Source organism: Streptosporangium pseudovulgare (assembly GCF_014648055.1).
Taxonomy (GTDB): Bacteria; Actinomycetota; Actinomycetes; order Streptosporangiales; family Streptosporangiaceae; genus Streptosporangium; species Streptosporangium pseudovulgare.
In genome coordinates, this window is sequence record NZ_BMQJ01000005.1 from 59,106 (window position 1) to 84,752 (window position 25,647).

General features: G+C 73.9%; 20 protein-coding genes. 11 read left to right on the forward strand and 9 right to left on the reverse strand.

What is annotated here, in order from left to right; all coding sequences use genetic code 11:
- Window positions 1-78 precede the first annotated feature (78 nt).
- Window positions 79-2,271, reverse strand: a complete 2,193-nt coding sequence (locus tag IEZ10_RS12090) for a hypothetical protein (RefSeq protein WP_229811192.1) — start codon at window positions 2,269-2,271, stop codon at window positions 79-81.
- Between the two features lie 219 nt (window positions 2,272-2,490).
- Here IEZ10_RS12090 and IEZ10_RS12095 point away from each other — a divergent pair, with 219 nt between their 5' ends.
- The 5 genes from IEZ10_RS12095 to IEZ10_RS12115 all read left to right on the forward strand — a co-directional run bounded on the left by IEZ10_RS12095 (window position 2,491) and on the right by IEZ10_RS12115 (window position 10,230).
- Window positions 2,491-4,032: a hypothetical protein gene (locus IEZ10_RS12095; RefSeq protein ID WP_229811193.1), complete on the forward strand. Its 1,542-nt coding sequence runs from the start codon at window positions 2,491-2,493 to the stop codon at window positions 4,030-4,032.
- 156 nt (window positions 4,033-4,188) lie between these two features.
- Window positions 4,189-5,763 (forward strand): LCP family protein, encoded by a 1,575-nt coding sequence (locus IEZ10_RS12100; RefSeq protein ID WP_189246604.1) that lies wholly within the window; start codon window positions 4,189-4,191, stop codon window positions 5,761-5,763.
- A 314-nt stretch (window positions 5,764-6,077) separates the two neighbouring features.
- Complete coding sequence (locus IEZ10_RS12105; protein ID WP_189246605.1) at window positions 6,078-8,147, forward strand: acyltransferase family protein; 2,070 nt, start codon at window positions 6,078-6,080, stop codon at window positions 8,145-8,147.
- Window positions 8,148-8,196: 49 nt separating this feature from the next.
- Entirely contained in the window at window positions 8,197-9,315 is a 1,119-nt protein-coding gene (locus IEZ10_RS12110) for a glycosyltransferase (protein ID WP_189246606.1), read from the forward strand.
- 177 nt (window positions 9,316-9,492) lie between these two features.
- Window positions 9,493-10,230, forward strand: coding sequence for an acetoacetate decarboxylase family protein (locus IEZ10_RS12115; protein ID WP_189246607.1), 738 nt, complete (start codon window positions 9,493-9,495; stop codon window positions 10,228-10,230).
- Here IEZ10_RS12115 and IEZ10_RS12120 read toward each other — a convergent pair.
- Window positions 10,227-11,672, reverse strand: coding sequence for a hypothetical protein (locus tag IEZ10_RS12120; RefSeq protein ID WP_229811194.1), 1,446 nt, complete (start codon window positions 11,670-11,672; stop codon window positions 10,227-10,229). The genes IEZ10_RS12115 and IEZ10_RS12120 overlap by 4 nt on opposite strands.
- A gap of 172 nt (window positions 11,673-11,844) precedes the next feature.
- On the opposite strand from IEZ10_RS12120, the gene IEZ10_RS12125 reads away from it, so the two are divergent.
- A complete protein-coding gene (locus IEZ10_RS12125) occupies window positions 11,845-12,501 on the forward strand; it encodes a response regulator transcription factor (protein WP_189246844.1) in 657 nt (218 codons plus the stop codon).
- 67 nt (window positions 12,502-12,568) lie between these two features.
- Window positions 12,569-13,726: a sensor histidine kinase gene (locus tag IEZ10_RS12130; protein ID WP_189246608.1), complete on the forward strand. Its 1,158-nt coding sequence runs from the start codon at window positions 12,569-12,571 to the stop codon at window positions 13,724-13,726.
- Between the two features lie 19 nt (window positions 13,727-13,745).
- Here the strand turns inward: IEZ10_RS12130 and IEZ10_RS12135 are convergent, their stop codons facing one another.
- Window positions 13,746-14,132: a VOC family protein gene (locus IEZ10_RS12135; protein WP_189246845.1), complete on the reverse strand. Its 387-nt coding sequence runs from the start codon at window positions 14,130-14,132 to the stop codon at window positions 13,746-13,748.
- A 117-nt stretch (window positions 14,133-14,249) separates the two neighbouring features.
- Here IEZ10_RS12135 and IEZ10_RS12140 point away from each other — a divergent pair, with 117 nt between their 5' ends.
- Entirely contained in the window at window positions 14,250-15,002 is a 753-nt protein-coding gene (locus IEZ10_RS12140) for an SDR family NAD(P)-dependent oxidoreductase (protein ID WP_189246609.1), read from the forward strand.
- Window positions 15,003-15,164: 162 nt separating this feature from the next.
- Entirely contained in the window at window positions 15,165-15,491 is a 327-nt protein-coding gene (locus tag IEZ10_RS12145; RefSeq protein WP_229811195.1) for a hypothetical protein, read from the forward strand.
- 91 nt (window positions 15,492-15,582) lie between these two features.
- Here the strand turns inward: IEZ10_RS12145 and IEZ10_RS12150 are convergent, their stop codons facing one another.
- The 6 genes from IEZ10_RS12150 to IEZ10_RS39905 all read right to left on the reverse strand — a co-directional run bounded on the left by IEZ10_RS12150 (window position 15,583) and on the right by IEZ10_RS39905 (window position 21,974).
- Window positions 15,583-16,464, reverse strand: coding sequence for a glycosyltransferase family 2 protein (locus IEZ10_RS12150; protein WP_189246610.1), 882 nt, complete (start codon window positions 16,462-16,464; stop codon window positions 15,583-15,585).
- A gap of 239 nt (window positions 16,465-16,703) precedes the next feature.
- Window positions 16,704-17,471: a CDP-alcohol phosphatidyltransferase family protein gene (locus tag IEZ10_RS12155; RefSeq protein ID WP_189246611.1), complete on the reverse strand. Its 768-nt coding sequence runs from the start codon at window positions 17,469-17,471 to the stop codon at window positions 16,704-16,706.
- A complete protein-coding gene (locus IEZ10_RS12160; RefSeq protein WP_189246612.1) occupies window positions 17,449-18,489 on the reverse strand; it encodes an iron-containing alcohol dehydrogenase family protein in 1,041 nt (346 codons plus the stop codon). Before IEZ10_RS12160 ends, IEZ10_RS12155 begins: the two co-directional genes overlap by 23 nt.
- 5 nt (window positions 18,490-18,494) lie before the next feature.
- Window positions 18,495-19,229, reverse strand: coding sequence for a phosphocholine cytidylyltransferase family protein (locus tag IEZ10_RS12165; RefSeq protein WP_189246613.1), 735 nt, complete (start codon window positions 19,227-19,229; stop codon window positions 18,495-18,497).
- A 104-nt stretch (window positions 19,230-19,333) separates the two neighbouring features.
- The gene (locus IEZ10_RS39900; protein ID WP_268246299.1) at window positions 19,334-19,966 is read right to left on the reverse strand and encodes a DUF5941 domain-containing protein; all 633 of its coding nucleotides are present in this window, start codon (window positions 19,964-19,966) and stop codon (window positions 19,334-19,336) included.
- Between the two features lie 91 nt (window positions 19,967-20,057).
- Complete coding sequence (locus IEZ10_RS39905; RefSeq protein WP_268246300.1) at window positions 20,058-21,974, reverse strand: CDP-alcohol phosphatidyltransferase family protein; 1,917 nt, start codon at window positions 21,972-21,974, stop codon at window positions 20,058-20,060.
- A 155-nt stretch (window positions 21,975-22,129) separates the two neighbouring features.
- On the opposite strand from IEZ10_RS39905, the gene IEZ10_RS12180 reads away from it, so the two are divergent.
- Window positions 22,130-23,542, forward strand: a complete 1,413-nt coding sequence (locus tag IEZ10_RS12180; protein ID WP_189246614.1) for a bifunctional cytidylyltransferase/SDR family oxidoreductase — start codon at window positions 22,130-22,132, stop codon at window positions 23,540-23,542.
- 177 nt (window positions 23,543-23,719) lie between these two features.
- Window positions 23,720-25,513, forward strand: coding sequence for a CDP-glycerol glycerophosphotransferase family protein (locus IEZ10_RS12185; protein WP_189246615.1), 1,794 nt, complete (start codon window positions 23,720-23,722; stop codon window positions 25,511-25,513).
- The last annotated feature ends 134 nt before the right edge of the window (window positions 25,514-25,647 follow it).

The following is a 25,647-nucleotide window of genomic DNA, read 5'->3' on the forward strand; positions in this document are numbered from 1 at the left end:
CCCTGACCCTTCGGGAGGGGGTCACGCGGCGGGCGGCGGGGGGAGCGGCTCCGCCGAGCGGGCCGGTGGTGAGGGCCGTCAGGACCCGGGAGGAGGGTTCTCGGCGGGGATGGTCATCCAGGCGTCGATGGCGGTGGACCAGGTGCCGTCCGGGGGGCTGACGAGGGAGCGTTCGTCCTGGCGGGTGCGCAGCGCCATCACCTGGACCGGCTCGCCGTACCGGGTGAGCTGGCTTCCCTTGACGGCGAGCAGGACGGGGACGCGGCCGGCGGCGCGGATCCGGGAGGCCAGGCGCAGCACGTCGGCCTTGCCGGCGACGTCGGAGCCCCACAGCGGGGCGACCTTCGCGGTGGGGACGCCGCAGGCGCCCCGGACCACCTGGGTCAGCCGTTCGCCGGTGACCCGCTCGACGATGAGCACCGAGGCCTGTTCGGGCAGGGCCGCGCACATCGCCTCGACGGCCGCGCGCTCGCCCCGTTCGACCGGGGTGAAGGCCGTGCCGATCGAGGTCACGGCGGCGGGGACGACGAGCAGCGCCGCGCCTACGGCGGTCAGGTTCCGCTGCGCGGCCGGGCCGTAGCCCATCCGGCGGATCTTGTCGCGCGACCAGCGCAGGCCCCATACGGCGAGCACGATCAGGCCGGGCAGGACGACCGGGACCAGCCGCCGGGAGGCCCAGGGGTGGTCGGGGGTGATGGCCGGGCGGTAGAGGGTCGTGACGGTGGTCCAGCCGATCACGGCCAGCGGCAGCAGCCAGCCGAACCCGGTGCCGCGGGCGAGCCTGCGGGCCAGGACGGCCGCGGCCAGCGTGGCGAGCACCACGGCGGGCACGCCGATGTACCACATCACCCAGTGCAGGGAGTCCTCGTAGTACAGGCGGGCGCCGTCCACCGGCAGGCCGTTGGCCCGCTGGGTGTTGGTGATGAACAGGGCGTTCAGCCGGTCGGCCTGCGTGGTCGGCACCCTCGTGACCTGCTGCAGCCACGGCCGGGCGGCGAAGACGGCCATCACCGCGACCGCCAGGCCGGCGACGATCTCCGGCAGCCACCGCAGCGCCGCGACCCGGCGCAGCGCGGCGGCGAGCGGCCGGGCCAGCAGCGCGGCCACCACGGTGAGGGCCACGACCGCGCCGCAGATGAGCAGCAGCGGCGTGAGCGAGCTGGACAGGTATTTCAGGTACGGCCGCGACAGCAGGTAGCCGGCGGCGACCCCCAGCCCGGTGCCTGCGATGAGCCCGCCGAGCAGCGGGAGGCCGAGCCGTCCCTCCTCGCGCAGGCCGGTCCGGCCCATGGCGATGAGCAGCCCGGCGTAGACGAGCACCGGCAGCACGTCGCGCAGCCCGTCGATCCTGACCAGGACCGCCAGCCCGAACACCAGACCGGCCAGTGCGGCTCCGGCCAGCGCGGCGCGCGGCTGGGCCTCGCGGACCTCCCCGGGCGGCTCGGCGGAGGGCGTGGCGGGCAGGTAGCCGAGGCCGGTGACGCCGGCGCGGAGCCTGGCCCGGGCGTCGTGCAGCAGGATCAGCCCGCCGAAGATCAGGATGAGGGACGGGATCTCGCTGAACGTCGTGCGGGCGGTGTAGAGGAACGGGAGGCTGACCGCGAGCAGCAGGGCGGCGACCGGCGCCCAGCGCCCGCCCGCCAGCCGGGCGGTCAGCCCGGCGACGGCCAGCACCGCCAATGCCCCCAGCACGGGCGGCGCGAGGAGGAGCCCGGTCAGGCCGCCCAGCCAGTGGCCGAACGCGTACAGCAGCGGCGGACCCGGCATGAACTGCGGCACGACCGCGCCGCCTGAGCTGTAGAAGCCCGCGCTTTCGAACAGCAGCGCCGGGTCGGGCCCGCCGAGGGCCGCGATGTCCCGCGGGATCGGCAGCGAGCCGTGTCGGGCCAGCCAGATCGTGGTCTGCGCGTAGGTCGCGGGGTCGCGGCGGACGACGAGCTGCTCGCTGTGGAAGACGGCGTTGAAGACCGCCGAGCCCAGCGCCACCGCGACGACCGCGCCGGTCTGCCGGGCCGTCGCCTCGACCGTCTCGGGCAGGCGGCGCAGGCCGTACCGGCACAGGGCGGCCGCCGCGAGCAGGCCCAGCGGCACCGCGACGAACGGCCGGAACCAGCCGAGCAGCAGCAGCGGCAGCCCGGCCAGCAGCCAGCCGACCAGCACGAGCGCGGGCGCGGCCGACAGCACGGCGAGCACGGTGCCCGCCGAGGGCCCGCGCGCGCGGTCTCGTGAACCGGCCTCGGCGGCCGGCGTCGAGGGTGGTGACGGCCTCATAGCTGGACCCGAGCGTAGCGGCGGCCGGAACCGGCGGCGACGGGCGGCCGGGCCGGGCACCGCGTCCGGGGCCGGAACGGGCGCGGGGCCGGACGCCGTGTCCGATGCGGGGCCGGGCGCCGTGACCGGGACCGGAACCGACGCGGGGCCGGGAGCCGCGTCCGGCGCGGGGCCCGGGCCGGAGCCGGTAGCGTACGCAGCGCGCGAAGGGGGCTGGACGTGGGCGGGCGGGTGCGGCGATACCGGCGGTTCCTGCGGGACGCGGGCGCGTGGGCGCGTGGACGGCTCCCGCGCGGCGTGGCCGGAGGGGTGCGGCGTCACCGGTGGTTTCTGGGGGTGCTGGGCCTCGGGGCCGCCCTGCGGGTGGTCACCGTGCTGGGATACCGGCCCGCGCTGTGGTTCCCCGACTCCTACACCTACGTCGTCACCGCCATCAAGCCCCGGCCCGACCTGGTCCGGCCGGCCGGGTACTCCATGTTCCTGCGGCTGTTCGAGCCCTTCCACAGCTTCGCCCTCGTCGCGTCGGTCCAGCACCTGCTGGGTCTCCTGGTCGGTGTCCTCGTCTACCTCACCGCCCGGCGGCTGGGCGCCCCCGGCTGGGCGGCGGTGCTCGCGTCGGTCCCTCCGCTGCTGGACGCCTACCAGATCGAGCTGGAGCACCTGCTTGTCTCAGACACATTGTTCGCCACCCTGGTCATGTCGGCCGTATGCCTCGCCGTGTCCCGGGCGACCGGACCGGTTTCTCCAGGTTCGTCCGCTCCGAGCCGGACCGGAGGGCTGGTGGCGGCGGGCGGGATCGGCCTGCTGGTGGCGGCGGCGACGCTGACCAGGACGGTCGGCCTGCCGCTGGTCGCGCTCTTCGCGGCCTGGCTGGTCTACCGGGCGCGGGGCCGGGTGCTCGCCGCCGGGGTGATGATCGCGGCGGCGCTGGTGCCGATCGCCGGGTACGCCCTCTGGTTCCACGCCACCTACCAGCGGTTCGGCCTGGTGGGCGCGAACGGCGTCTTCCTGTACGGCAAGACGATGACCTTCGCCGACTGCGCGGTGATGAGGCCGTCGCCCGACCTGGCCGTGCTGTGCGACCCGCGCCCTCCGGCGGCGCGGCCCCCGGCCCAGGAGTACGTCTGGAGCACGGACTCGCCGCTGGTCAAACTGCCCGGCATCACCTTCACCGAGGAGAACGACGCGCTGGCCGGGCGGTTCGCGTCGCTGGCCATCACCCGCCAGCCGCTCGACTACCTCGGCTCGGTGCTGTCGGAGCTGGCCCGGTCCTTCACCCCGGACCGCCCGGTCTACCCCGACGCGGAGGTCTACGGCTACTACGAGTTCCCCGCGACGCCGCCCCTGCCCCCGGGCCGCTACCCGGCCACGGAGGGCGCCAAGTTCGCCCGGCGTTACGAACAGGGGCCGATCGACGTCCGGATCGCCGAGCCGTACGCGGGCTGGATGCGCGCCTACCAGGGCGTCGCCCGGCTGCCCGGCACGGCGGTGCTGGTGATCGTCCTCGTCCCGCCGGTGACGGCGGCGGCTCGGCGGCTCCGGCGGGGGCCCGCGGGGGTGAGCGGCGGACCGGCCGGGGCCGGGTCGGCGGCCTGGCCGCTGCCGTGGGCGACGGCGGTGTTGCTGCTGGTCATGCCCCCCGCGGTGGCGGAGTTCGACTACCGCTACGTGCTGCCCGCCGTACCGGCGGCCTGCCTTGCTGCCGCTTTTATGGCGCCTAAACCTTCGTTACATAACATTCCAAGAAATGTCCGTATCTGAGTATGCTGGCCGCCGGATCATTCACGGGGGCTGTCAGGGCTGTCATGACCAAGTTCGCATCATCATGTCGTCCGGCACTCGTCTCGTGACCTACTCTTTGGGCGCAATGAGCGAGCTGAGACAGCACCGGACGTTGCCGCCAGGCGAGGAGATCGCATGAGCGACCATCGGCAAGTCGCTGTGAAGGACCGACGGGCCGAGCCCACCGGGCCCGGCCGCAGGGCCGCGCGGCGCGCGGGCGGCGACGACCGGCCCCCGCCCGAGGAGCCCCCGGCGTCCCGCCGCTCGTCCAGGTCACCGCGGCGCGGCGGGCTGGGCCTGAGCCGCTGGATCGGCATCGGGGTGACCGGCCTGCTGGTCCTCGGCACGCTGGGCGGCTACAAGGTCTACCACGACATCGAGGGCGAATTTAAGAAGGTCGACCTCGACGGCCAGCTCGGCAACAACCGCCCCCCGGAGACCGGCGCGCTCAACGTGCTCGTCGTCGGCTCCGACACCCGCGACGGCGCCGGCAACAAGAGATACGGCCAGCACATGCAGGGCCTGGGCGAGCGGACCGACACGATCATGCTGCTCCACATCTCCCCGGACCGCGACAAGGCGACCCTGATCAGCTTCCCCCGGGACTCCGTGGTCCAGGTGCCCCAGTGCCAGAACCCCCAGACCAAGGCGGTCATTCCCCCCGGCCCCCGAATGATCAACGCGACGTTCAACGAGGGCGGCATCGCCTGCACCTGGAAGACGATCGAGTCGCTGACCCAGATCCACATCGACCACTTCGTCAAGGTCGACTTCTCCGGGTTCAAGAACATCGTGGACGCGCTGGGCGGCGTCCCGATCTGCGTCTCCAAGGACGTGGTGGACAGGCAGGCCAAGCTGAACCTCAAGGCGGGCAACCACGTCGTGAAGGGCGAGACGGCCCTCGCCTATGTCCGGGCCCGATACTCGATGGGCGACGGCAGCGACCTCAGCCGGATCAAACGGCAGCAGGTCTTCCTCAACCAGGTGATGAAGAAGGCCACCGGCTCCGACCTGCTGACCGACCCGATCAAGCTGAACTCCTTCCTGAAGGCCGCGGCCGGCTCGCTCACCATGGACAACCATCTCACCGTCAACCGCATGCTGGAGATCGCCCAGAGCGCGAAGAAGCTCACCGCCAAGGGCCTGCAGGCCATCACCGTCCCCTGGATGCCCGACCCGGCCGACAAGAACCGGGTCGTCTGGCGGCCCGAGGCCGCCAACCTGTTCGAGGCGATCCGCGCCGACACCGAGGTGACCCAGCCGGCCAAGGAGTCGGCCAAGCCGGCCGTCAAGAACGAGCAGGTCCGGGTCCAGGTGCTGAACGGCACCGGCAGGGCCGGCGTGGCCGGCGAGGCGGCCGCCAAGCTGGCCGACCAGGGCTTCGTGGTGACCCAGACCGGCAACGCCGGCCCGGCCACCGGCGTGCCCACCACCTCGGTCCGCTACGCCAAGGCCGAGACCGAGGGCGCCGCGTACGGCGACGCGCTGGCCCTGCGGCTCTCCGGCGACAAGCTCACCCCCGTCGCGGGCAAGATGCGGGCCACCAACGTGCAGAACTACGCGCCGACCATCCCGGTCACCGCGCCTCCCAAGGGCCCGATCATCCAGCTGGTCATCGGCAACGACTGGAAGGGCGTCCGCGTCCCCACCAAGATCCCCGACTCCCTCAAGGGCAACGTCGTCGACAGCAAGACCGACCCCTGCCAGTGATCCGCGAAGCCCGGGGCCCGCGCCCGGCGCGCGGGGCGGCGACCGCGACGGTCGCCGCCCCGGACGCCGGGCGCCGGATCACGGCGGGCTGGGCACCAGGTCACGTTTTCCGGGGAACCCGGCGTCCGCCGGAGCCGTTGTGCGACATCGGCCGCGTTCCCGGTCTAGGGTTGTCGGGTCGGCGAGGCGGACCTCACTCTGCCGCATCCCTCGGCGATCCCCGGGCGTCCCGCCGGCGCGACCCACCGGTCCCGTTTCAGAGAGATGATCGAGCCCACCTTCCGCCTTCCGAGAGATAGCCGAGCGTTTGCCCCGTGAGTGATCCCCGATTCCCCTTCCAGGTACCGCCTCCCCGAGACGACGGCCCCGGCGGGTCCGAAGGCGGGCAGGACCGGACGCCCGACCGGTGGCCGGCGTCCGAGGCGCCCCAGCCCTCCTGGCCGGAGCCGCCGGGAGAGAGCGGCCGGGGCCGCCGTGGCGGCGACCGGGGTCACCGCGGAGACGGCCGGGACCACCGCGGGGACGGGGACCGCCACGGGGACGGCCGGGACAGGGACGAGGGGCCCGGCGAGGTCACCGCGTGGGGCTATCCGCCCTACCGTGAGCCCGCCCAGGAATCGGGCGCCTCCCCCTGGGACTCCCCCGCGCCCGCCTCCCCCTGGGACTCCCCGGCGCCCGGCTCGCACGAGGCCCCGGGCCGGCACGCCCACGGATCGCACGAGGCCCCGCGCCGGGAGGCTCACGGCTTCCACGAGGCCCCGGGCCGGCACGCTCCGGCGTCCGGCCGCGGCGAGACCCCCGGCTGGGGGGCCGAGTCGCCCACCCCGCGGGACGGCTGGGCGCCGTCCCGGGCCGAGGAGCCCTGGGCGCCGTCCGGGGTCGAGGAACCGTGGACGCCGGCCGGCGTCGAGGAGCCGTGGGACCCGCCTCGGGCGCGGGCGCCGTACCACGACCGGACGGCCCAGGACCCCTGGGCGCCGGGCGCCGCCGCCCCCCGGGGCGGTGTCCCGGACCCCCGGGGCCCCCGGAGCACGCGAAGCGCCCCGGCCGGGCGGACGCCGGACCCGCTGGACCCGGCGTGGACGCCGGCGCCCACGGGCGCGCACATCCCGGCGTGGGCGTCGGCCGCCCCCGCCCCGGCCCGGCCGGAGAGCGGAACCGGCGAGCGGCCGTTCTCCTACTGGGACAAGCCCCAGACCGAGTCGTCGCGCTGGGGCCACTACCCCGAGGCGGACGAGGAGCCGCGGCCCGAGGAGGAGCCGCCCGCCCCTCCGGCCAAGAAGAAGCGCGAGCCGTACCTCGACAACGTCAAGTTCGTCCTGATCGTCCTGGTGGTGACCGGCCACTCGCTGGTGCCCACCCTGGCGGCGCACTCGTCCAAGGCCGCGTACCTCTTCATCTACACGTTCCACATGCCCGCGTTCGTGCTGGTCAGCGGCTATCTCGGGCGCAACTTCTGGAACTCCAACGCCAAGATCAACAAGCTGGTCGACACCATGCTGGTGCCGTACGCGGTCGTGGAGCTGGGGTACGCGCTGCTGCGCTACGCGGTCGGCCAGAAGTGGTCCCTGACGATCATCGATCCGGCGTGGCTGAACTGGTATCTCGTCGCCCTGGTGCTGTGGCGGATCTCCACGCCCATCTGGAACCGCATGCGGCAGCCGGTGCTCGTCGCGCTCGTCGTCTCCATGGTCGCCGGCTTCTCGGAGATCTCCGGTGACTTCAGCATCGACCGCTTCTTCGGCCTGCTCCCCTTCTACGTGATCGGCCTGGTGCTCAAGCCGGAGCACTTCGACCTGCTCAAGCCGCTGTGGGTGCGGATCACCGGCGGGGTCGTCCTGGCCGCGGGCGCCGCGGTGGCGATCTTCATCGCCCCGCACATCAGCCTCAAGCCGGTCTACTACCGCTACAGCTTCAAGTCCATGGACATGAGCTGGTGGCTCGGCCTCGGCGTGCGCGGCGCGATGCTGCTGGCCGGGCTGGCACTGTCGGTGGCGCTGCTGGCCGTGGTGCCGCGGCGCCAGACGTGGTTCTCCGACCTCGGCACCCGCACCCTCTACGCCTACCTGCTGCACGGTGTCGTCGTGCTCATCGCCAAGGACCAGAAGTGGCTGAGCCTCCCCTGGCTGTACGGCCCGCTGGGCGTGATCGCGATCACCTGCAGCGCGCTGGTGCTGGCGATCATCCTCTGCCTGCCGGTGACCCGTACGGCCTTCAAGTGGCTGCTGGAGCCGCGCCTGGTGTGGCTCTACCGACGCCCGGCCGGGGAGGCGGCGCGCCCGCCCACGACGGTGCCCGCCGCGGACATGCCCGCCGCCGCGACGCCCATCGACCCGGCCGCCGGGCCCGCCCGCAGGGAGAGTTCAGCCCCGCTTCCCCGGTGATTAACCCGGCACACCCGGTGAGGACCGAACCTCCGCCCAACATCGGCGTATGAGGGTATGTGTCGGGACGATCGTCCACCATCCCGAGGACGCCCGGATCATGCACAGGCAGATCCGGGCCCTCCTCGACGCGGGGCACGAGGTCACCTATGTCGCCCCCTTCACCGACTGCAACGTCACCCCGGCCCCCGGGATCCGCGCGATCGACGTCCCGCGCGCGCTCGGCGCCCACCGCGGCCGGGCGCTGCGGGCCGTGCGCGGGGCGCTGCGGCGCGGCACCGAGGACGCCGACCTGCTCCTCGTCTGCGACCTCGCGTCGCTGCTCCGGCTGCCCCGCCACCGCCCCGTCACCGTCTGGGACGTCCGCGACGACGCCTCCGGGCCGTGGGCGGCCGGTTCGTTCCCCGGCCCCCCGCTCCGCCTCCCGCGGCCGCTGCTCCGCCTCGCCGAGTCCCGCGCCGAGCACCGCGTCCACCTGATCCTGGCCGATGCCTCCCACCGGGAGCGGTTCGAACTGTCCCACCCCGTGATCCCCCGCGCCGCCCGGGTGCCCGAGCGGCCGCCGCGGCCGCCCGCCGGCGGGCGGATCGTCCACCTGGGCAGGCTCCGCGCGGACGGCGGCGTGGCCGAGCTGGTCGAGCTGGCCCGGCGGCTGGCGCCGTACGGGATCAGGACGGACCTGATCGGCGAGGCCGACCCGGCGGTCCGCCCGGCGGTCCGCGACGCGCAGCGGGCGGGCCTGCTCGACTGGTACGGCCACGTGCCCGACCGGCACGCGACGCGGATGGCCGAGGGCGCCCTGGCCGGGCTCGCGCTCCCGCACGACCTGCCCGGCGCCGGGCGGGCCATGCCGGCCAAGGTCGTCGAGTACATGGCCAGGGGACTCCCGGTCATCACCACCCCGGCCCCGGCCGCCGCCGCGGCGGTCGAACGGACCGGCTGCGGCGTGGTCGTGCCCTTCGGCGACGTGGACGCCGCGCTGCGCGCCGTGCTGGCGCTGCGGGACGACCCCGTCCGGGCGGCGGACATGGGCGCGCGCGGCCATCGGGAGGCGCTGCGCCATCACAACTGGGCCGACCACGCGGGCGGGTTCGTCGAACTGCTGGAGGGCTGGGCCGCGACAGGCGCCGCCCCGGCACCCGCCCGTCCCCGCCCCCTGCCCGCCTGACGGACCGCCCGGACTTCCGCGCGTGCCGGCCCGGTCCGGGCGGGCCCCCGCCCGCCGCCGGAACCCGCGAAGTTCGTGGAGCCCGCCGAGTTCCCCTCCCGGCACGTGAATGCCGCGTTCTTCGGGGGTACGTCAAACCACAGTGACGGGAGAGCCGAAGATTGGTCTAGAGGAGCCATGGCACACCATCTGATCCAGGGCCGCGAGGTCGCCACGCCGGTCCGCATCCGGGACGCCATGGCCTGCACGGCCTCCTACCTGGTCCGTGCCGACGCGGCCCGCGCCGTGATCGCCTACTCGGGGCTCGACGTCGTCGAGGTGCTTCCCGGCAAGGCGCTGTGCACGCTGGCGTTCCTGGACTACACCGAGGGAGACCTGGGCGCCTACCACGAGTTCGGGGTGACCTTCCTGGTCCGGCCGCCGGAGGCGGGTCCGGTGCCCCGCCGCGGCCTGCGCGGGGGCCTTTCCGGGCTGCTGCGGGACGGGGCGGGGGTGTTCGTCCACTGGCTCCCCGTCGACCAGGGGTTCACCCTGGAGGCCGGCCGTACGATCTGGGGTTTCCCCAAGGAGCTGGCCGACATCGACCTGCGCCTGTCGTCCCCCTACAAGCGGTGCGTCGTCCGCCAGGACGGCCGCCTGGTGCTGGACCTCCTGCTGCGGCCCGGCCTGCCGGTGCCCGCGCCCGGCCTGACCGCCCGCACCGACGCCTACACCCACCTGGACGGCGTCACCCGCCGCGTCCCCTGGTCGGTGGCGCCGCGCGGCGGGCGGGTGCGTCCGGCGGGCGCCCTGATCCGCCTGGGCAACCACCCCGTCGCCAGGGAGCTGAGCGAGCTGGGCCTGCCCGGCGGCGCCTTCCTGACCGCCACCGCCTCGCACGTGACCATGCGCTTCGAGGAGGCCAAGACCCTCTAGGGTCCGGGGCGGCGGTGGCGCGGGAGAGCCCAGCGGCGGCCGGAGCGGGTGCGCCACAGGCTCGCCGCACCCAGGGCGGCGGCGGCGCACGCCACCGGAATCGCGGGCAGCATGTAGCGGTGGTCGAAGTCGAGCGCGGCGATCGGCCCGAGGAACAGGAACATCGCCACGGCCCACGGCAGCAGGGCGGCGCGCCGCCGCCCGATCGCGCCGAGTCCGCCGAGCAGCAGGAGCGCCCCGAACAGCGGGCCGTGCAGGACGTTCGGGTAGCGGTACGCCGTGAAGAACGCGTCATAGGGCGCGACGGACGACATCCCGCGGATGGCGGGGTCGTACTCCCTCCGGACCTGGTCGATCAGCGGGAACGACGGCAGCGGCCAGGAGCCGACCGGGAGCGTCAGGGCCGGGACGATCCGCTTCGGGTGGCGCACGGGCGTCCACGCGAACGCGAGCGACGCGTCGGAGGCGACCTCGCGCAGGTAGTCGAGCGGCTGGGCGGTGATGGCGCGCACCGCGAACGACCTGGCGAGGTCGTTGTGGGAGAACCGGTCCCCCGGCAGGCGGTTGAGTGAGGCATCCGCGGCCCACACGTACTCCGAGGCCGCGTCGACGACGGTGCCGTTCGGGCAGAGACGCGCCTCGGCGGCCGGTGGCCTGATCTGCGAGCAGTCGGCGAACGTCATGGTGCGCGCCCACAGCGCCACCCCGTCCGAGCCGCTGAGCGCGAAGCGCCCGTGGTGCTGGCGGTACCAGCCCGCGTAGGCGGCGAGCGGAAGCGTTCCCGCGACCACCAGCGCCACCACCCGCCGCCATCCGGCCCGCCGCAGGAGCAGGTGGAGCACGAACAGGGCGAGCAGCGGCACCGCGGCCGTCCGGGTGAGCCCGGCCGCCGCCAGCAGCGCCCCGGCCGCGGCGGCCGACCGCACGGAGGGCTTCGCCCGCCGCATGAGGACCGTCAGCGCGGCGATGACGAGGAACGTGACCTGGGTGTCGGAGAGCACCGCGTGTTCGAGCCGGAGGAACGCCGGGTTGAACAGCACGGGCAGCGTCGCCAGGGTCGCGCCCCACGCGGGCAGCGAACGGCGGCGCAGCAGGAGATAGATCATCAGGCCCATGCCGAGCCCCATGACGTGCTGCGCGCCCACCACCAGCTCGACGCTGTGGAACGGCCGGAGCAGCCACAGGAACAGCGAGTAGCCGGCGGGATGGAACGCGCCGCCGGGTTTCAGGTGGACGGCCGTGTCCAGGTAGGTGAACGAGTCGTACCAGTAGAGCTGGGCGGTGTCGTAGCCGAGCATGACGGCCACGCGCAGCGCCGCCGCCAGGGTGATCACGACGGCGAACGGGACGTGGCCGGCGAGGAGCGCCCCGCGCGGACGGCGGCGCGCGCCGCCCTCGGAGACGACGGATTCGGTCCGGACGTCGCCAGGTGAGGTGAGCACGGCAGGTCCCCCGATTCGGGGCCGGGCGGTTCCCGGCGTCGAAGGAGAACTGAAACGGCTGATCGATAAACTCGTCGTCACCTGATCCGGTTACGTCCGCGTTATGGCGTTGATGGCATGGTGGCGCGATCCGACGGCATCGCACGGCGTTGATGGCATGGGGGGCAGCACGTTGCGGGTACTGATCGCCGAGGACGAGCGGATGCTCGCCGACTCGATCGCGGAGGGGCTGCGCGGGGAGGCGCTCGCCGTGGACGTCGCCTACGACGGCGAGGCGGCGCTGGAGCGCGTGCGGGTCCACGACTACGACGTGCTGATCCTGGACCGGGACCTGCCGGGCCTGCACGGCGACGAGGTGTGCCGGGCCGTGGTGGCCGACGCCGCGGCCGTGCGCATCCTCATGCTCACCGCGTCGGGGGACGTGCGCTCCAGGGTGGCGGGCCTGTCGCTCGGCGCGGACGACTACCTGCCCAAGCCGTTCGCGTTCGAGGAGCTGGTGGCGCGGGTCCACGCGCTGGGCCGGCGGGTCCGGGCGGCCGACCCGCCGATCCTGGAACGGGCGGGCGTCCGCCTGGACTGGGCGCACCGGCAGGTGTTCCGGGACGGCCGCTACGTGCCGCTGGCCCGGAAGGAGTTCGGCGTGCTGGCCGAGCTGCTGCGCGCCCGCGGGGCGGTGGTCTCCGCCGAGACGCTGCTGGAGAAGGTGTGGGACGAGCACATCGACCCGTTCACCAACACGGTGCGCACGACGATGATGAAACTGCGCCGCAAGCTCGGCGACCCGCCGGTCATCGAGACCGTCACCGGGGCGGGATACCGGATCCCGTGATCTCCCCCCATTCCCGAAGCCCCGCCGGAGCCTCTCCGGAGGCGGGGTCCCCACACCGGAGGAACCGATGAAGGGCAGTGTCAGGCTCCGGTTCGCCCTCGCCTGCGGTGGAGTGTTCATCCTCGTCGGGATCGTCCTGGTCGCCGCGCTCGCCCTCGTCGTACGGCAGAGCCTGGAGCCGCGTGACGGACTCCGGCGGCCCCAGGGCGGGATCCAGGTCGCGGGGAAGACCCACTGGCCCGGCAGCGAGGAGTACTACATCGCCGGCCAGCGGGTCGCGCAGGTCAGGCGCGTCTACCAGGCCGACACGATCAGAAGCGTGCTGACCTGGGGCGGTGCCGCGGTCCTCGCGGGCGGCGGGCTGGCGGCGGCGACCGGCTGGCGGGCGGGCGGCTGGGCGCTGCGCCCCGTCCGGGCGGTCACGGCGAGCGCGCTGCGCGTCTCCCAGAGCCACGACCTCACCGAACGCGTCGCGCACGAGGGACCGACCGACGAGATCAAGGAGCTCGCCGACACCATCGACGTCGTCCTGGCCCGGCTGTCCCGCTCCTTCGACGGGCAGCGCCGGTTCATCGCCAATGCCTCGCACGAGCTGCGCACACCGCTCACCATCAACCGCACCCTGGTGGACGTGGCGGTCCGGCGTCCGGACGCGAGCGAGGACGTCAAGCGGCTCGGCGAGTCCCTGCTGGTGGTCAACACCCGGCACGAGCGGCTGATCAACGGGTTGCTCGCCCTGGCCGAGGGTGAGCGCGCCGTGCTCGACCGGCGTCCTTTCGACCTGGCCGACGTGGCCGAGCACGTGCTCGACCTGGCCGCCGACGAGGCGAAGGAGCAGGGGGTGACCGTCCACCGGCTGCTCGACCCGGCGCCCACCGCGGGTGAGGCGGTGCTGGTCGAGCGGCTCGTCCAGAACCTGGTGGAGAACGCGATCCGGCACAACCATGAGGGCGGGCAGCTGTGGGTGTCCACCCGGCGGCGGACCGACCGGGTCGAGGTGGTCGTGTCCAACACCGGGCTGCCCGTGCCGTCGTACGAGGTCGAGACGATCTTCGAGCCGTTCCGGCGGCTGCACGGCGACCGGTTGCGCTCCGACCGGGGCAGCGGCCTCGGGCTGTCCATCGTCCGGGTGGTCGCCGAGGCGCACGGCGGCACCGTGACCGCCGAGCCCCGCGAGGAGGGCGGGCTCACGGTGGCCGTCGAGCTGCCGCAGGTGAACGTCTGATCCCGGGGCCGGCGCGGGGTCAGGCGGGGCCGAGCAGGTCCCACCGGTTGCCGGCGATGTCGCGGAACACCGCGACGCGCCCGTACGGCTCGGCGCGCGGCGGCGTGACGAACTCGACCCCGGCGGCGGTCATCCGCTCGTAGGCGGCGTCGAAGTCGTCCGTACGCAGGAAGAACCCGACGCGCCCGGCCACCTGGTCGCCGACGGCGGCGCGCTGCCGTTCCCCGTCGGCCCGGGCGAGCAGGACGCCGGTCCGGGCGCCGGGCGGCCGCACGACGACCCACCGCTTGGGGCGCCCGTCGTTCGTCAGCGACGGCGAGTCCTCCACCAGGTCGAACCCCAGGACCCCGGTGAAGAACTCGATGGCCGGGTCGTACTCCTCGACGATGATCGTGAAAAGGTCCATGTGCACCCCGCGAGCCTAGAAGAGATCACGTGTGCCATGATTAAGTAACGATCAGTCCAAAACTTGGGCGCGCGGCGGGACCGCGGCGTCCGGATATCCGGCAGAGGTGTGGAAGAGATGAGATTCACCGACAAGGTCGTGCTGGTCACCGGCGGAGGCTCCGGCATCGGGCAGGCCGTCGCCCTGGGGTTCGCGCGGGAGGGGGCGACCGTGGCGGTGGCCGGCCGCCGCCGGGAGGCCCTGGAGCGGACCGTCGAGCTCGCCGAGGCCGAGGGCGCCAGGGCCGCCGCGTTCACCGCCGACCTGACCGACCCGGCGGACGTGGCCGCGCTCGTCGACGGGATCACCGGCCGGTTCGGCGGCCTGGACATCGCGGTCAACAGCGCCGGGACCTTCACCGCCGCCCCGGTCGCGGAGACCCCGGAGGAGGAGTGGACCCGGGTCCTCACCGTGAACACGACCGGCGTCTTCCTCGCCATGAAGCACGAAATCAGGGCGATGCGCGCCCGGGGCGGCGGCGCGATCGTCAACATCGCCTCCAACATCGGCGCGCACCGCAGGCTCCCCGGGCTCGGCGCCTACGCGGCGTCCAAGGCCGCGGTCAGCGCGCTGACCCGGACCGCGGCCCTGGAGTGCGTCGGCGAGGGCATCCGCGTCAACGCGGTCAGCCCCGGCCCGTTCGACACCCCGATGTCGATGCGGCCCGGCGAGACCGAGGCCGACCGGGCCGCCCGGATGAAGGAGCAGTCGCCGATCGGCAGGGTCGGCTCCCTGGAGGAGATCACCGGCACCGTGCTCTGGCTCGCCTCCGACGAGGCCGGCTACGCCGTGGGGCTCGACCTCGTCCTCGACGGCGGCGCCACCGCCTGAACCCCGAACGGAGGCCGCCCGCCTCGCCCAGCGCGACGGGCGGCTCCGAGAGACCCTCTCATCGCCTTCCGGGGGCACCGCGCCGCCGCACGGTTCGTGACTCTCCGTAACGAAAGAACTACGTTCTTTCTCGTCGAATGTCACGCCCGATCGAGGAGGACCATGCACACCCTCATCCGCAGCACCGGAGCGGCCCTGACCGGGGCGCTGCTCGCCGGCGGCCTGCTCGCCTCGCTGCCCACGGCCGCCCACGCGGCCTCGGCCCCGCTCGTGGCACGGGTGGCGCAGGCCGCGCCCGCCGTCGCCTGCACCGCCGACGCCGCCGCGAGTGGCTGGATCTGCTTCCTGCGCTACTGCGACGACTACTACTGCTACTACGACTGCTACCCGACCCTGCAGGCCCGCACCAGCGACCAGCGGCCCGGCAAGACCATCAAGGTGCCCAAGCCCACGACGGGCTCACCGGCCCCCACGATGACCAGCGACTGATACGCCGACCCGGAACCGGGAACGCGGACGTCGTGCGGCGCACGCCGCCGGTCCCCGGTTCCGCGTGCGCCGTGCGGCCCCGTGCGAGCGGTCAGACGATCGGCGGGCGGCCCAGGCGGAGCATCCGCCAGGCCGTCTTCCAGCCCATGGGACGGCGCTCCCCGGCCGGCTCGCGCAGACCCTCGGTGAACCCCCTGAACCACGCGCGCAGCGCCGTGCCGGAACGCTCGCGGACCAGGGTCAGCACGATCCAGTTGACGAGGTACGGCACGGCCAGCGCCCAGGGCAGGTTGCGCCGGGCCAGCCAGACGCGGTTGCGCGCGTTGAGGCGGTAGAAGTCGGCGTGCCGGGTCGGCGGGACCTGCGGGTGGTACATGACGGTCTGCGCGTCGTACTCGATCCGGTAGCCCTCACCCAGCAGCCGCCAGGCCAGGTCGGTCTCCTCGTGGGCGTAGAAGAACCGCTCGGGGAGACCGCCGACCTGCAGGAAGGCCGACCGCCGGATGGCGCAGGCGCCGCCCAGGAAGGTGGTGACCGGGGAGGACCGCTCGGGGTCGCCCGCGCGCAGCCGCGGGACGTGCCGGCGCTGCCCGGCGCCGCCGTCGGGGTCCTTCACCCGGAACGAGACGACCGCGAGGTCGTGCTCGGTGGAGAAGCGCTCGCGCAGGTGGGAGACGAGGTTCGTGTCGCCGTACCAGCCGTCGTCGTCGAGGAAGAGCACGACGTCGCCCGAGCACTCCTCGACGCCGCGGTTGCGGCCGGCCGGGATGCCGGTGTTGTGGCTGAGCCGTATCGTCTTGATCGACGCCGACGAGCCCGGCGGCACGGTCACCGCCAGCTCGGGGACGTCCGCGCCGTTGCCGACGATGACCACCTCGACGTCGCCGTCGACCTGGTTCAGCGCGGACTCGACCGCGCGGCCCAGCTCGGGGACCCGGGTGCCCATGGTGAGGATGACGCACGAAATCTTCAACGGGTCATCGTCCTGACGCGTCGAGAGCACGTGCGGAACATACTGTCATGATCACCGAGTCTGCTGGGTCGGGCGGCTGTGGCATTGCTGGAGCCCTCTGGTACGGGGGACAAGCGTATCGGAACCGACGGCGGACACCCGCCAAACGACGCGGGATCTCCGCACCTACGACGCACCGCGACGCCGTCCGGTTCCGCGCCGTTCACTTCCCCGGCATCCGTCCTCCGGTCGCCCGGCGCTCACGAGAGCCGCCGGGAGGCCAGGATGCTGACCAGGTGCAGCGCCATCTGCAGCACGGCCACCACGACGCAGGCCACCGTCAGCACCCTGGTCGCGGCCAGGCCGCCGGCGATCTGGTCCCAGATCGCGACGACCACCACGAGGAGGGACAGCTCGACCGCCTGGACGATCCGGTGGAACCTCAGCGCGGCGGCGGCCCTGCGGGCCATTCCCAGGCCGCGTGAGCGGAAGTGCTCCGCCGACGCCTCGGTGGCCGCGACCAGGCCGGACCGGGCGCGCGCCACGTCCACCAGGTCGGTCTCCGCCTTGATCAGGATCGCGCCGAGCGCCGCGGCGAAGCCCATCACGGTGTACCAGTCGGGACGGACCTCCGACGCCCGGAAGCCCAGCCCGATGAGCATGGCCGCCTCGGCGAAGTAGTGGCCGACCCGGTCGAGGTAGACGCCGGTGATGGAGGTCCGCCCGGTCCACCGCGCCAGCTCGCCGTCGGAGCAGTCGAGCAGCAGGTAGAGCTGGACCAGCAGGGCGGCCAGCACGGCGGCCCACAGGGTGGGCACCGCCAGGACCGCGCCCGCCAGCAGCCCGGTGAGGATCATCAGCCAGGTGGTCTGGTTGGGGGTGATCGGCGTCTTGGCCAGCAGCCAGGTGACGTAGATCGACAGCTTGCGCATGTACAGCGCGCCGGCCCAGTGCTCACCGCTGTTGCGGCCCATGGTCGAGTGCGGCTGGGCGACCGCGCGGAACTCAGCGACCGATGGTCCGGACATAATCTTCCACCCGATCGCGGATCTCGGCCTCGGACAGGCGCAGGTGCTCAAGGATCGTGTAGCGGCCCGGGCGGGTCGCCGGGGCCAGCACGACCGCCTCGGTGAACTGCTCCACGCTCAGCCCGACGTCGGCGGGGCTGACCGGGAGGTCGTGCGCGCGCAGGCACTCGGCGACCTGGCCGAGCCGCCGTTCGTCCTCGCGCAGGAAGAAACAGAAGGCGGCACCGATCCCGGCGAGCTCGCCGTGGTTGGAGGTGCCGGGGAAGAGCTGGTCCACGGCATGAAGGATCTCATGATCTCCGCCGCTCGAAGGACGGGACGAACCGGCGATCACCATCGACATCCCCGAGAGGATGAGCGCCTCGGCCAGCACGGTCAGGAACGCGTCGGACTCGATGGAGTCGGACCGCCCCATCACCGCCTCCGCCGCGGTGCGGGCCATCGCGCAGGCCACGCCGTCGATCGGCTCGCCGCGCTCGGCGTTGCCGAGCTGCCAGTCCTCGATCGCCGACAGGTTGCTCACCACGTCGCCGACGCCAGAGCGGACCAGCGACGACGGGGCGTCGTGGACGAAGTCGAGGTCGACCATGATGGCCAGCGGCATCGGCACGCCGAAGGATCCCTTGCCGCCGTCGTGGGTCAGCGACGCCACCGGCGAGCAGATCCCGTCGTGCGACAGGTTGGTGGCCACCGCCACCATCGGGATGCCGGCCAGCGACGCGGCGTACTTCGTGGCGTCGATGGTCTTGCCGCCGCCGATGCCGACGACCGCCTCGTAGGCGCCCTTGCGCAGGTCGGCGCCGAGCGTGACCGCGGCGTCCACCGAGCCGTCGGGCACCCGGAAGACCCGGGCCTCGCCGAGGGAGGGGGCGACGATCGAGGTGATCTTGTCACCCTGGCCGGCGCCCACCGCCACCGCCACCCGCCCGGAGGTCGCCACCCGGCTGTCGGCCAGCAGCGAGCCGAGCTGGGCGATCGCCCCCCGGCGCACCTCCATGGTCAGGGGGGCGGGGAGCATCCTGGCTAGTATCGGCACGCGATCTCCCGCGCCTTGGCCAGGTCGTCGTGGTTGTCCACCTCGACCCAGGAGACCTCGCCGATCGGGGCGATCGCGATCTTCTCCCCGCGGTCGACCATCTCCTGGTAGCCGTCCTCGTAGTACAGCTGCGGGTCGCGCTCGAAGGTGGTCCGCAGGGCGTCGGCCAGCCGCTCGGCGGCGCCGGGGCGGATCAGCGTCGCGCCGATGTACTCGCCGGCGGCGGTGGCCGGATCCATCAGCTTGGTGATCCGCGCGAGGTGGCCGTCGCCGTCGAGGGTGACCTTCATCTCCTCGTCGGCGAGCTTCTTGACGTCGTCGACCGCGAGCAGGATGTCACTCGTCTCCGGCGCCGACAGCAGGGTGTGCTCCACGGAGACCGGGTGCACGGTGTCGCCGTTGACCAGCAGCACGCCCTGCTCGAAGTAATCGCGGGCGCACCACAGGGAGTAGGCGTTGTTCCACTCCTCGGCCTTGTCGTTGTGCACGAGGGTGAGCTTCACGCCGTGCCGCCGCTCCAGCTCGGCCTTGCGCTCGTGTACGGCCTGCGCCTGGTAGCCGACGACGACCACGACGTCACGGAGGTCCGCCGCCGCGAGGTTCCGCAGCGAGATGTCCATGATCGTGGTGTCGCCGTCGACCGGCACGAGCGCCTTGGGCAGCGTGTCGGTGTACGGCCGCAGGCGTCGTCCGGCCCCGGCGGCCAGCACCATTCCCAGCAACGTGCACTCCTCATCCGAATGAGCCCCTCCTCGGGCGCTCCTGGCCCCAAAGGTTAGTTGCCTTTACGCCCCGATGGTGTATTCGGAGGTTCACCGGAGGTTCCTCATCCGGCGTCGGCGGGCTCACCGGCCTCGGCGGCGTCCGCCCCGGGGCCCGGCGCGGCCAGCCAGCAGGTGACGCTCTCCCACCCGAAGAGCCCCCACAGGTAAAGGGAGAGCAACGCGAACAGGAGCGTGACCTGCCCGGCGAGGCCGCCCAGCGCGATCAGCAGCATCCGGCCGTCCCAGCCGAAGCCGGCGGTGGCCAGCCAGACCGGCGGGTAGACCCGCTGCCGCAGCCGGTAGACGAGGTCGTAGTGGTGGAAGGCCATCGCGCCGAGCAGCAGGAAGATCAGCCAGTACGGCACGCCGTGCGCGAACCCCACCGCGGCCGCGAAGCCGTACTCGGTGAGGCGCAGGATCGGCGGCACCAGCCAGTCGAGCCGGCCGTCGTGCGGGTGGGAGCTGCCGGGACCGGCCAGCAGCAGCGCCACCGCCGGGGCGAACACCGCCAGGCCGTCGGCGCCGGCCACCCCGACCAGCAGCAGCACCGCGGTCACGAACGTGCCGGCGAGCACGGGCGGCAGCGGCGGGAGCTGCCCGGCCACCAGCGCGCCCATCGCCCGCGACAGCACCCCGTCGTCGCGGTAGGCGGCGAGGGTGCCGCGCGGCGCCGTCGTCATCTGCACGGTCGTCACGATCGCATCCGCCTCACCGCCCGCGTCGCGGCCCGTCCCCCGCCCGGCGGCCGGGCGGCGCCCCCGCGGGACCTGTCACTCGTGGTCATGGTCATTTGCTCAGCGACCTGCCGATCCGGCCGGTGAGCGTGTAGAGGGCGGCGACGCCGCCCCAGGTCAGCAGTGCGAGGAAGGTGACGCGCGCGTTGAACAGCGCGGCGGTCACCGCGATCAGCGCCATCCGCTCCCCGATGGGGAGCACGATGATCTTCTTGAGCCAGCGGGTGATCGAGCTCCGCTCCAGAAGCCGCGACAGCCGCACGACCGGGTTCCCCGGCGGCGGGCTCCCCGGCGGCACGGCCCGCGCCCGCTCCCCCGGCTCCGGCCCGCCCGTGCTCCCCGCGGCCGTACTCCCGGCGTCCGTGCTCCCCACGTCCGTGCTCCCCACGTCCGTGCTCCCCACGTCCGTGCTCCCCACGTCCGTGCTCCCCGCGTCCGTGCTCTCGGCGGAGGCCCCGGAGGGCGGGGCGGGACGGGACGGCGCCAGCCGCGCGGCGGCGTCGGCCGGGACGCCGGAGGGCCCGCCGGTCGCGGCGGACGGCCCGGCGGAGCGGGCCCGCGCGGCGCCGGCGTCGGCGCGCGACCCGGCGTAGGAGAAGTCGATCATGTGGCGGAGCGCCTGGAGGATCATCGCCGCCACCGCCAGCGCCCAGATGCCCTCCGGGCCGCCGCCCACGGCGCCGTGCCCCGCCGCGTAGCCGACGGCCAGCCCCACGTAGACGACGTACTCCTTGGCCCGGTCGAAGGTGGCGTCCAGCCACGCGCCGGCCGGGGAGAACGTCCGGGTGTAGCGGGCGAGCTGGCCGTCGACGCAGTCGAGCACGAACGACAGGTAGACCAGGACGGCCCCGGCGACCAGCGCGGGGCGGGTGCCCGCGGAGAACCAGGCGGCGGCCAGGAGGGCCAGCCCTCCCGAGAACCAGGTGACCGCGTTCGGCGTCAGCCCGAGCGCGGCGGCGGGCCGGACCAGGTGCCCCGACCAGGAGCTCACGGCGTAGGTGGCGAAGAAGCCGTCGTCGGCCTTGACCGCGGCGTCCAGCCGGGCGTGGGCCACGTCCACCTCGTTCAGCCGCCGCACGGCCGCGTCGGCGTCCTCCTGCCCGGCGACCCGCTCGCAGCGCAGCCGCCCGAGCCCGCGGGCGCGGACGTGGACGCCGTAGCGGACCAGCCCGGCCAGCAGCAGGTCGCCGGCCTCCGCGCCGCCCATCGCGCCGAACACACCGGTCTCGGCGAGGCCGGCGAGCGTCTCGGCGGTCTCGGCCAGCCGCCCGAGATCGGCCTCGCCCACCCGCAGCGCCCCCCGGAAGGTGCCGTCGGCCCCGGCGACCTCGTGCAGCGAGGTGCCGGCGGCGGCGACCCTGCCGCCCTCGACCCGGACCGGCGGGCGCAGTGGCCCCGACTCGTCACCGTCCGTGACGACCAGCGCGGTCGTGCCGCCGCCCGGGGCGGACAGGAGTACGGCCAGCGCCTCGGTGTGCGCCACCAGGTCCCCGGCGAGCACGGCCACCGGGCCGGTCGCGGCGCGGGCCACCCGGGCGACCCGGCGCAGGTCGTCGGCCAGGCCGTGCGACCCCTCCGCCCCGATCAGGTAGGCCCCGTCCGTGGCGCGGGTGATGTCGCCCGAACGGGCCACCACGTGGACCTCGCCGACGGAGAGCGCGACGAGCTGGTCGGTCAGCCGGTCGAGCAGCGTGCCGCCGCCGCAGCGCAGCGCGGCGCCCGCGGTGGTGGCGAGCACGACGGCGGCGGCCGTGCCGGGGGCGGACCGCCCGGAGGCCCCCGCGCGGCCGGGCGGCGGGCCGCCGGGCGCGTGGGGACCGCCCGGCGGCGCGGCCGGGAGGTCGTCGAACGGCAGGTCACCCGACTCGGGCGGTCCGCCGTACGGCTCGCGGAGACCGCCGCGCGGCGGGGGCGGGAGGTCGTCGGACGCGCGGGGGCCGGACGGCGCGGGCGCGTGGGAGTCGTGCAAGACCGGGCTCCTTCGTATCCGACGGGATGACCGTGCGAATCGGGAGTGCGCACTTAGCGTAGCGAGATCTTGACCGGATAGCACGGGAGCGCGGCCTGCGATCGGGTACGCACCCATTACGCTCGCGGTAACCGCACCGTCGAAGGAAGCTGACCTTGGCCGCTCTCGAACCACGCCTCCGCACCGTCGCCGTCGTTCTCGCCGGAGGTGTCGGCCAGCGGGTCGGGCTGAACACCCCCAAGCAGCTCATCAAGGTCGCCGGCCGGACGATCATGGAACACACGCTGTCGGTGTTCGACGCGGCGCCGGAGATCGACGAGATCGTGGTGCTGATGACGCCGGGCTTCACCGCCGACGTGGAGCGGCTCGTCGCCCGCAACGGCTTCCGCAAGGTCAGCAAGGTCCTGGAGGGCGGCGCGACCCGCCCGGAGACCACGTGGCGGGCGCTGCAGGCGCTGGGCACGCGGGAGTGCGACGTGCTGCTGCACGACGCCGTGCGGCCGCTGCTGGAGCCGCGGATCATCACCGAGTGCGTCGAGGCGCTGAAGATGTACTCGGCCGTCGACGTGGCGATCCCCAGCTCCGACACGATCGTGGTGGCCGCCCCCGGCCCGCGCGGGGAGATCGTCCGCGACGTCCCCGACCGGTCCCGGCTGCGGCGCGGCCAGACGCCGCAGTGCTTCCGGCTCTCGGTGGTCCGCGAGGCGTACGAGCGTGCCTTCGCCGACCCCGACTTCGACCGGCAGCCGCCCACCGACGACTGCGGCGTGGTGCTGCGCTACCTGCCCGACGTGCCGATCTACATCGTGCCGGGCAGCGAGCACAACATGAAGGTCACCCACCCGGTGGACGTGTTCATCGCCGACAAGCTCTTCCAGCTCGCCGCCGGCGCCGCCCCGCACCACTCCGCCTTCGCCCACCGGCAGGCGCTGCAGGGCAGGACCGTGGTGGTCTTCGGCGGCAGCTACGGCATCGGCGCCGAGGTCGTGGAGCTGGCCGGGCGGCACGGCGCCCAGGTGTTCCCCTTCTCCCGCTCGCTGAACGGGGTGCGGGTGGAGGACCCGCAGGCGGTGGGCGACGCGCTCGACCTCGCGGCCAAGGAGACCGGCCGGATCGACTACGTCGTCAACACCGCCGGGGTGCTGCACATGGGCGACCTCGGCGAGACGAACGACGCCACGATCGCCGAGACCGTCGGGGTGAACTACCTCGGCCCGGTCAACATCGCCCGGGCCGCCCTGCCCCACCTGCGCGAGACCCGGGGCCATCTGCTGCTGTACACCTCGTCCTCCTACACCCGGGGCCGGGCCGGCTACAGCCTCTACTCCTCCACCAAGGCCGCCGTGGTCAACCTGACCCAGGCGCTGGCCGACGAGTGGGCCGAGGACGGCGTGCGGGTCAACTGCGTCAACCCCGAGCGGACCAGCACCCCGATGCGGGTGCGCGCGTTCGGCGAGGAGCCCGCGCACACCCTGCTGTCGCCGCGCGCCGTCGCCGAGACCTCGCTGGACGTGCTGATCTCCGACATCACAGGGCACGTGATCGACGTCCGCGTCGACGCGGGCTGACCCGCGTCCCATCGGTCCTCCCCGCGTCCCGGCGTCTCATCCCCTCCCCACGCCCCGGCGTCCCATCGGTCCTCCCCCGCGTCCCGGTGTCCTCCCGGGGCTTCCGCCGCATCCCGGCGGAACGCGGCACAGCGCGCCTACCAGGGCAAACAGCCTGGTCAAAGTTACCTTCTAAGGATGAAGCGTGACCTTCGCGCACTGGTGGCGGTCGCCGCCGTGCTCGGCTCGTACCCGGCGCTCCTCGTGACCGCGCTGTGGCCCCGGCCGCGCCTGTTCCTGGCCCTGTGCGCGGTGTCCTACGCGGCCGAGGTCGTCGCGCGGTACCGGGCGCGCCCCCTGGTCGACCTGATGGCCAAGGCGCACCTGGGCGTCACGCTCCGGTTCGTGACGCGGGAAACGGCGGTGATCGTCCTGGTCGCCCGTACGGCGGGCACCGCGTCGCCCTGGTTCGCGGGCCTGGTCCTGGGGATCTTCGCGGTGCACGGCGCGCGGGGGCTGCTGGCCGGGCTGGCGATCCTCCACCAGCGCACCCTCAACCGGATGCCGGTGCTGACCCGCAACCTCGACGCGGTGCGGGTCCCGCCCCCGCCGTGGCGCGTCCTGACCGACCACCGGGGCATGCGGCCGCTGTACCTGGACGTGTTCCCGGTGGGCGGCGCGGCCCTGGGCGCGCTGTCCGGCACCGCCCTGCCGGGCGCCGCGGGGGCGGCCGGGGCGCTGGCCGTCGCGGGCGCGGGCGCGCTGTGCCTGCTGCCGCACCTGCGCCGGGTCCGGCCGCTCGGCGACGGCGCCGCGGTGCTGCGGGCCGCCGGAGAGCGCCTGGCGGCCCACCGGCCGGAGGTCGCCCTCTACTTCTCCGGTCCCCCCGACTCGGCCTACCAGGCCCGGATGTGGCTGCGCCCGCTGGAGCGGATCGACCGGCGGGCCGTGGTGGTGCTGCGGGAGCGGGAGATGCTGCGGCTGCTGGGAGAGACCTCGCTGCCCGTGGTGTGCGTCCCCTCGGCGGCCGACCTGATGGGGTTCGAGGCCCTCACCGGGGTGCGGGTGTGCCTGTATCCGGCCAACGTCGGCAAGAACATCCACATGCTCCGCATCCGGGGGATGCGCAGCGTCTTCGTGGGGCACGGCGACAGCGACAAGGAGGCGTCGTTCAACCCGTTCACCAAGGTCTACGACGAGGTGTGGGTGGCCGGGCAGGCCGGGCGCGACCGCTACCTCCGCGCCCGGGTGGGCGTGCGCGACGAGGACGTCCACGAGGTGGGCCGCCCCCAGCTCAGCGGGGTCGGCACCGGTGGGCCGGGCCTGCCGTACCGCACGGTGCTGTACGCGCCGACCTGGGAGGGGTGGACCGACGACCTGTTCCACACCTCGATCATGACGATGGGCCCGGCGATCGTCCGGGCCCTGCTGGCCTGCTCCCCGGCGATCCGGGTGATCTACAAGCCGCACCCGCTGACCGGCTACCGCAACCCGGCCGCGTACCGCGCCCACCAGCAGGTCCGCGCGCTGCTGGACCGGGCGGAGCTGCACCGGTCGATGGCCCGCCACCCCTCGGGCGGGGGACGTCTCCCGGGCGCCGGGGGGGTCAGGCACCTGGTCGTCACCGGTCCCGAACCGGCCCTCTACGACTGCTTCAACCAGTCGGACCTGCTGGTCGCCGACATCTCCAGCGTGGTGGCGGACTTCGTCGCCAGCGGCAAGCCGTACGCGGTGACCAACGTGGCGGGGCTGCCGGAGCAGGCGTTCCGCGAGCGCTACCCGAGCACCGAGGGCGGCTACCTGCTCTCCGCGGACCTGCGGGAGCTGCCCGTCGTGCTGCGGGCCATGGAGGAGGACGGGGAGGACGCCCTGGCGGCCACGCGGCGCAAGCTGCGGACCTACCTGCTCGGCCCGGACCACCCGGACGCCATGACCCGCTTCAACGACGCGGTGAACGACGCCTGCGAGCGGGCCGTGCGCGCGCACGGATGAACCCGGACGCCGGCGACCTCTCCGACGCCGGGATGCGCGGGCCGTGCGCGCCACGGATGAACCGCGCGGCGGCCCGGTCCGCGGGCCGGCCGGGCGGACCGGTCACCGATCCGCCCGGCCGTACACCGGCGCCG

Coding starts and splice junctions, on each gene's coding strand:
- IEZ10_RS12110 (WP_189246606.1), top strand. CDS start 8,197: ATGAGGGTATGTGTCGGGACGATCGTCCACCATCCCGAGGACGCCCGG.
- IEZ10_RS12140 (WP_189246609.1), top strand. CDS start 14,250: ATGAGATTCACCGACAAGGTCGTGCTGGTCACCGGCGGAGGCTCCGGC.
- IEZ10_RS12185 (WP_189246615.1), top strand. CDS start 23,720: ATGAAGCGTGACCTTCGCGCACTGGTGGCGGTCGCCGCCGTGCTCGGC.
- IEZ10_RS12130 (WP_189246608.1), top strand. CDS start 12,569: ATGAAGGGCAGTGTCAGGCTCCGGTTCGCCCTCGCCTGCGGTGGAGTG.
- IEZ10_RS12100 (WP_189246604.1), top strand. CDS start 4,189: ATGAGCGACCATCGGCAAGTCGCTGTGAAGGACCGACGGGCCGAGCCC.
- IEZ10_RS12115 (WP_189246607.1), top strand. CDS start 9,493: ATGGCACACCATCTGATCCAGGGCCGCGAGGTCGCCACGCCGGTCCGC.
- IEZ10_RS12160 (WP_189246612.1), bottom strand. CDS start 18,489: ATGCTCCCCGCCCCCCTGACCATGGAGGTGCGCCGGGGGGCGATCGCC.
- IEZ10_RS12090 (WP_229811192.1), bottom strand. CDS start 2,271: ATGAGGCCGTCACCACCCTCGACGCCGGCCGCCGAGGCCGGTTCACGA.
- IEZ10_RS12145 (WP_229811195.1), top strand. CDS start 15,165: ATGCACACCCTCATCCGCAGCACCGGAGCGGCCCTGACCGGGGCGCTG.
- IEZ10_RS12135 (WP_189246845.1), bottom strand. CDS start 14,132: ATGGACCTTTTCACGATCATCGTCGAGGAGTACGACCCGGCCATCGAG.
- IEZ10_RS12155 (WP_189246611.1), bottom strand. CDS start 17,471: ATGTCCGGACCATCGGTCGCTGAGTTCCGCGCGGTCGCCCAGCCGCAC.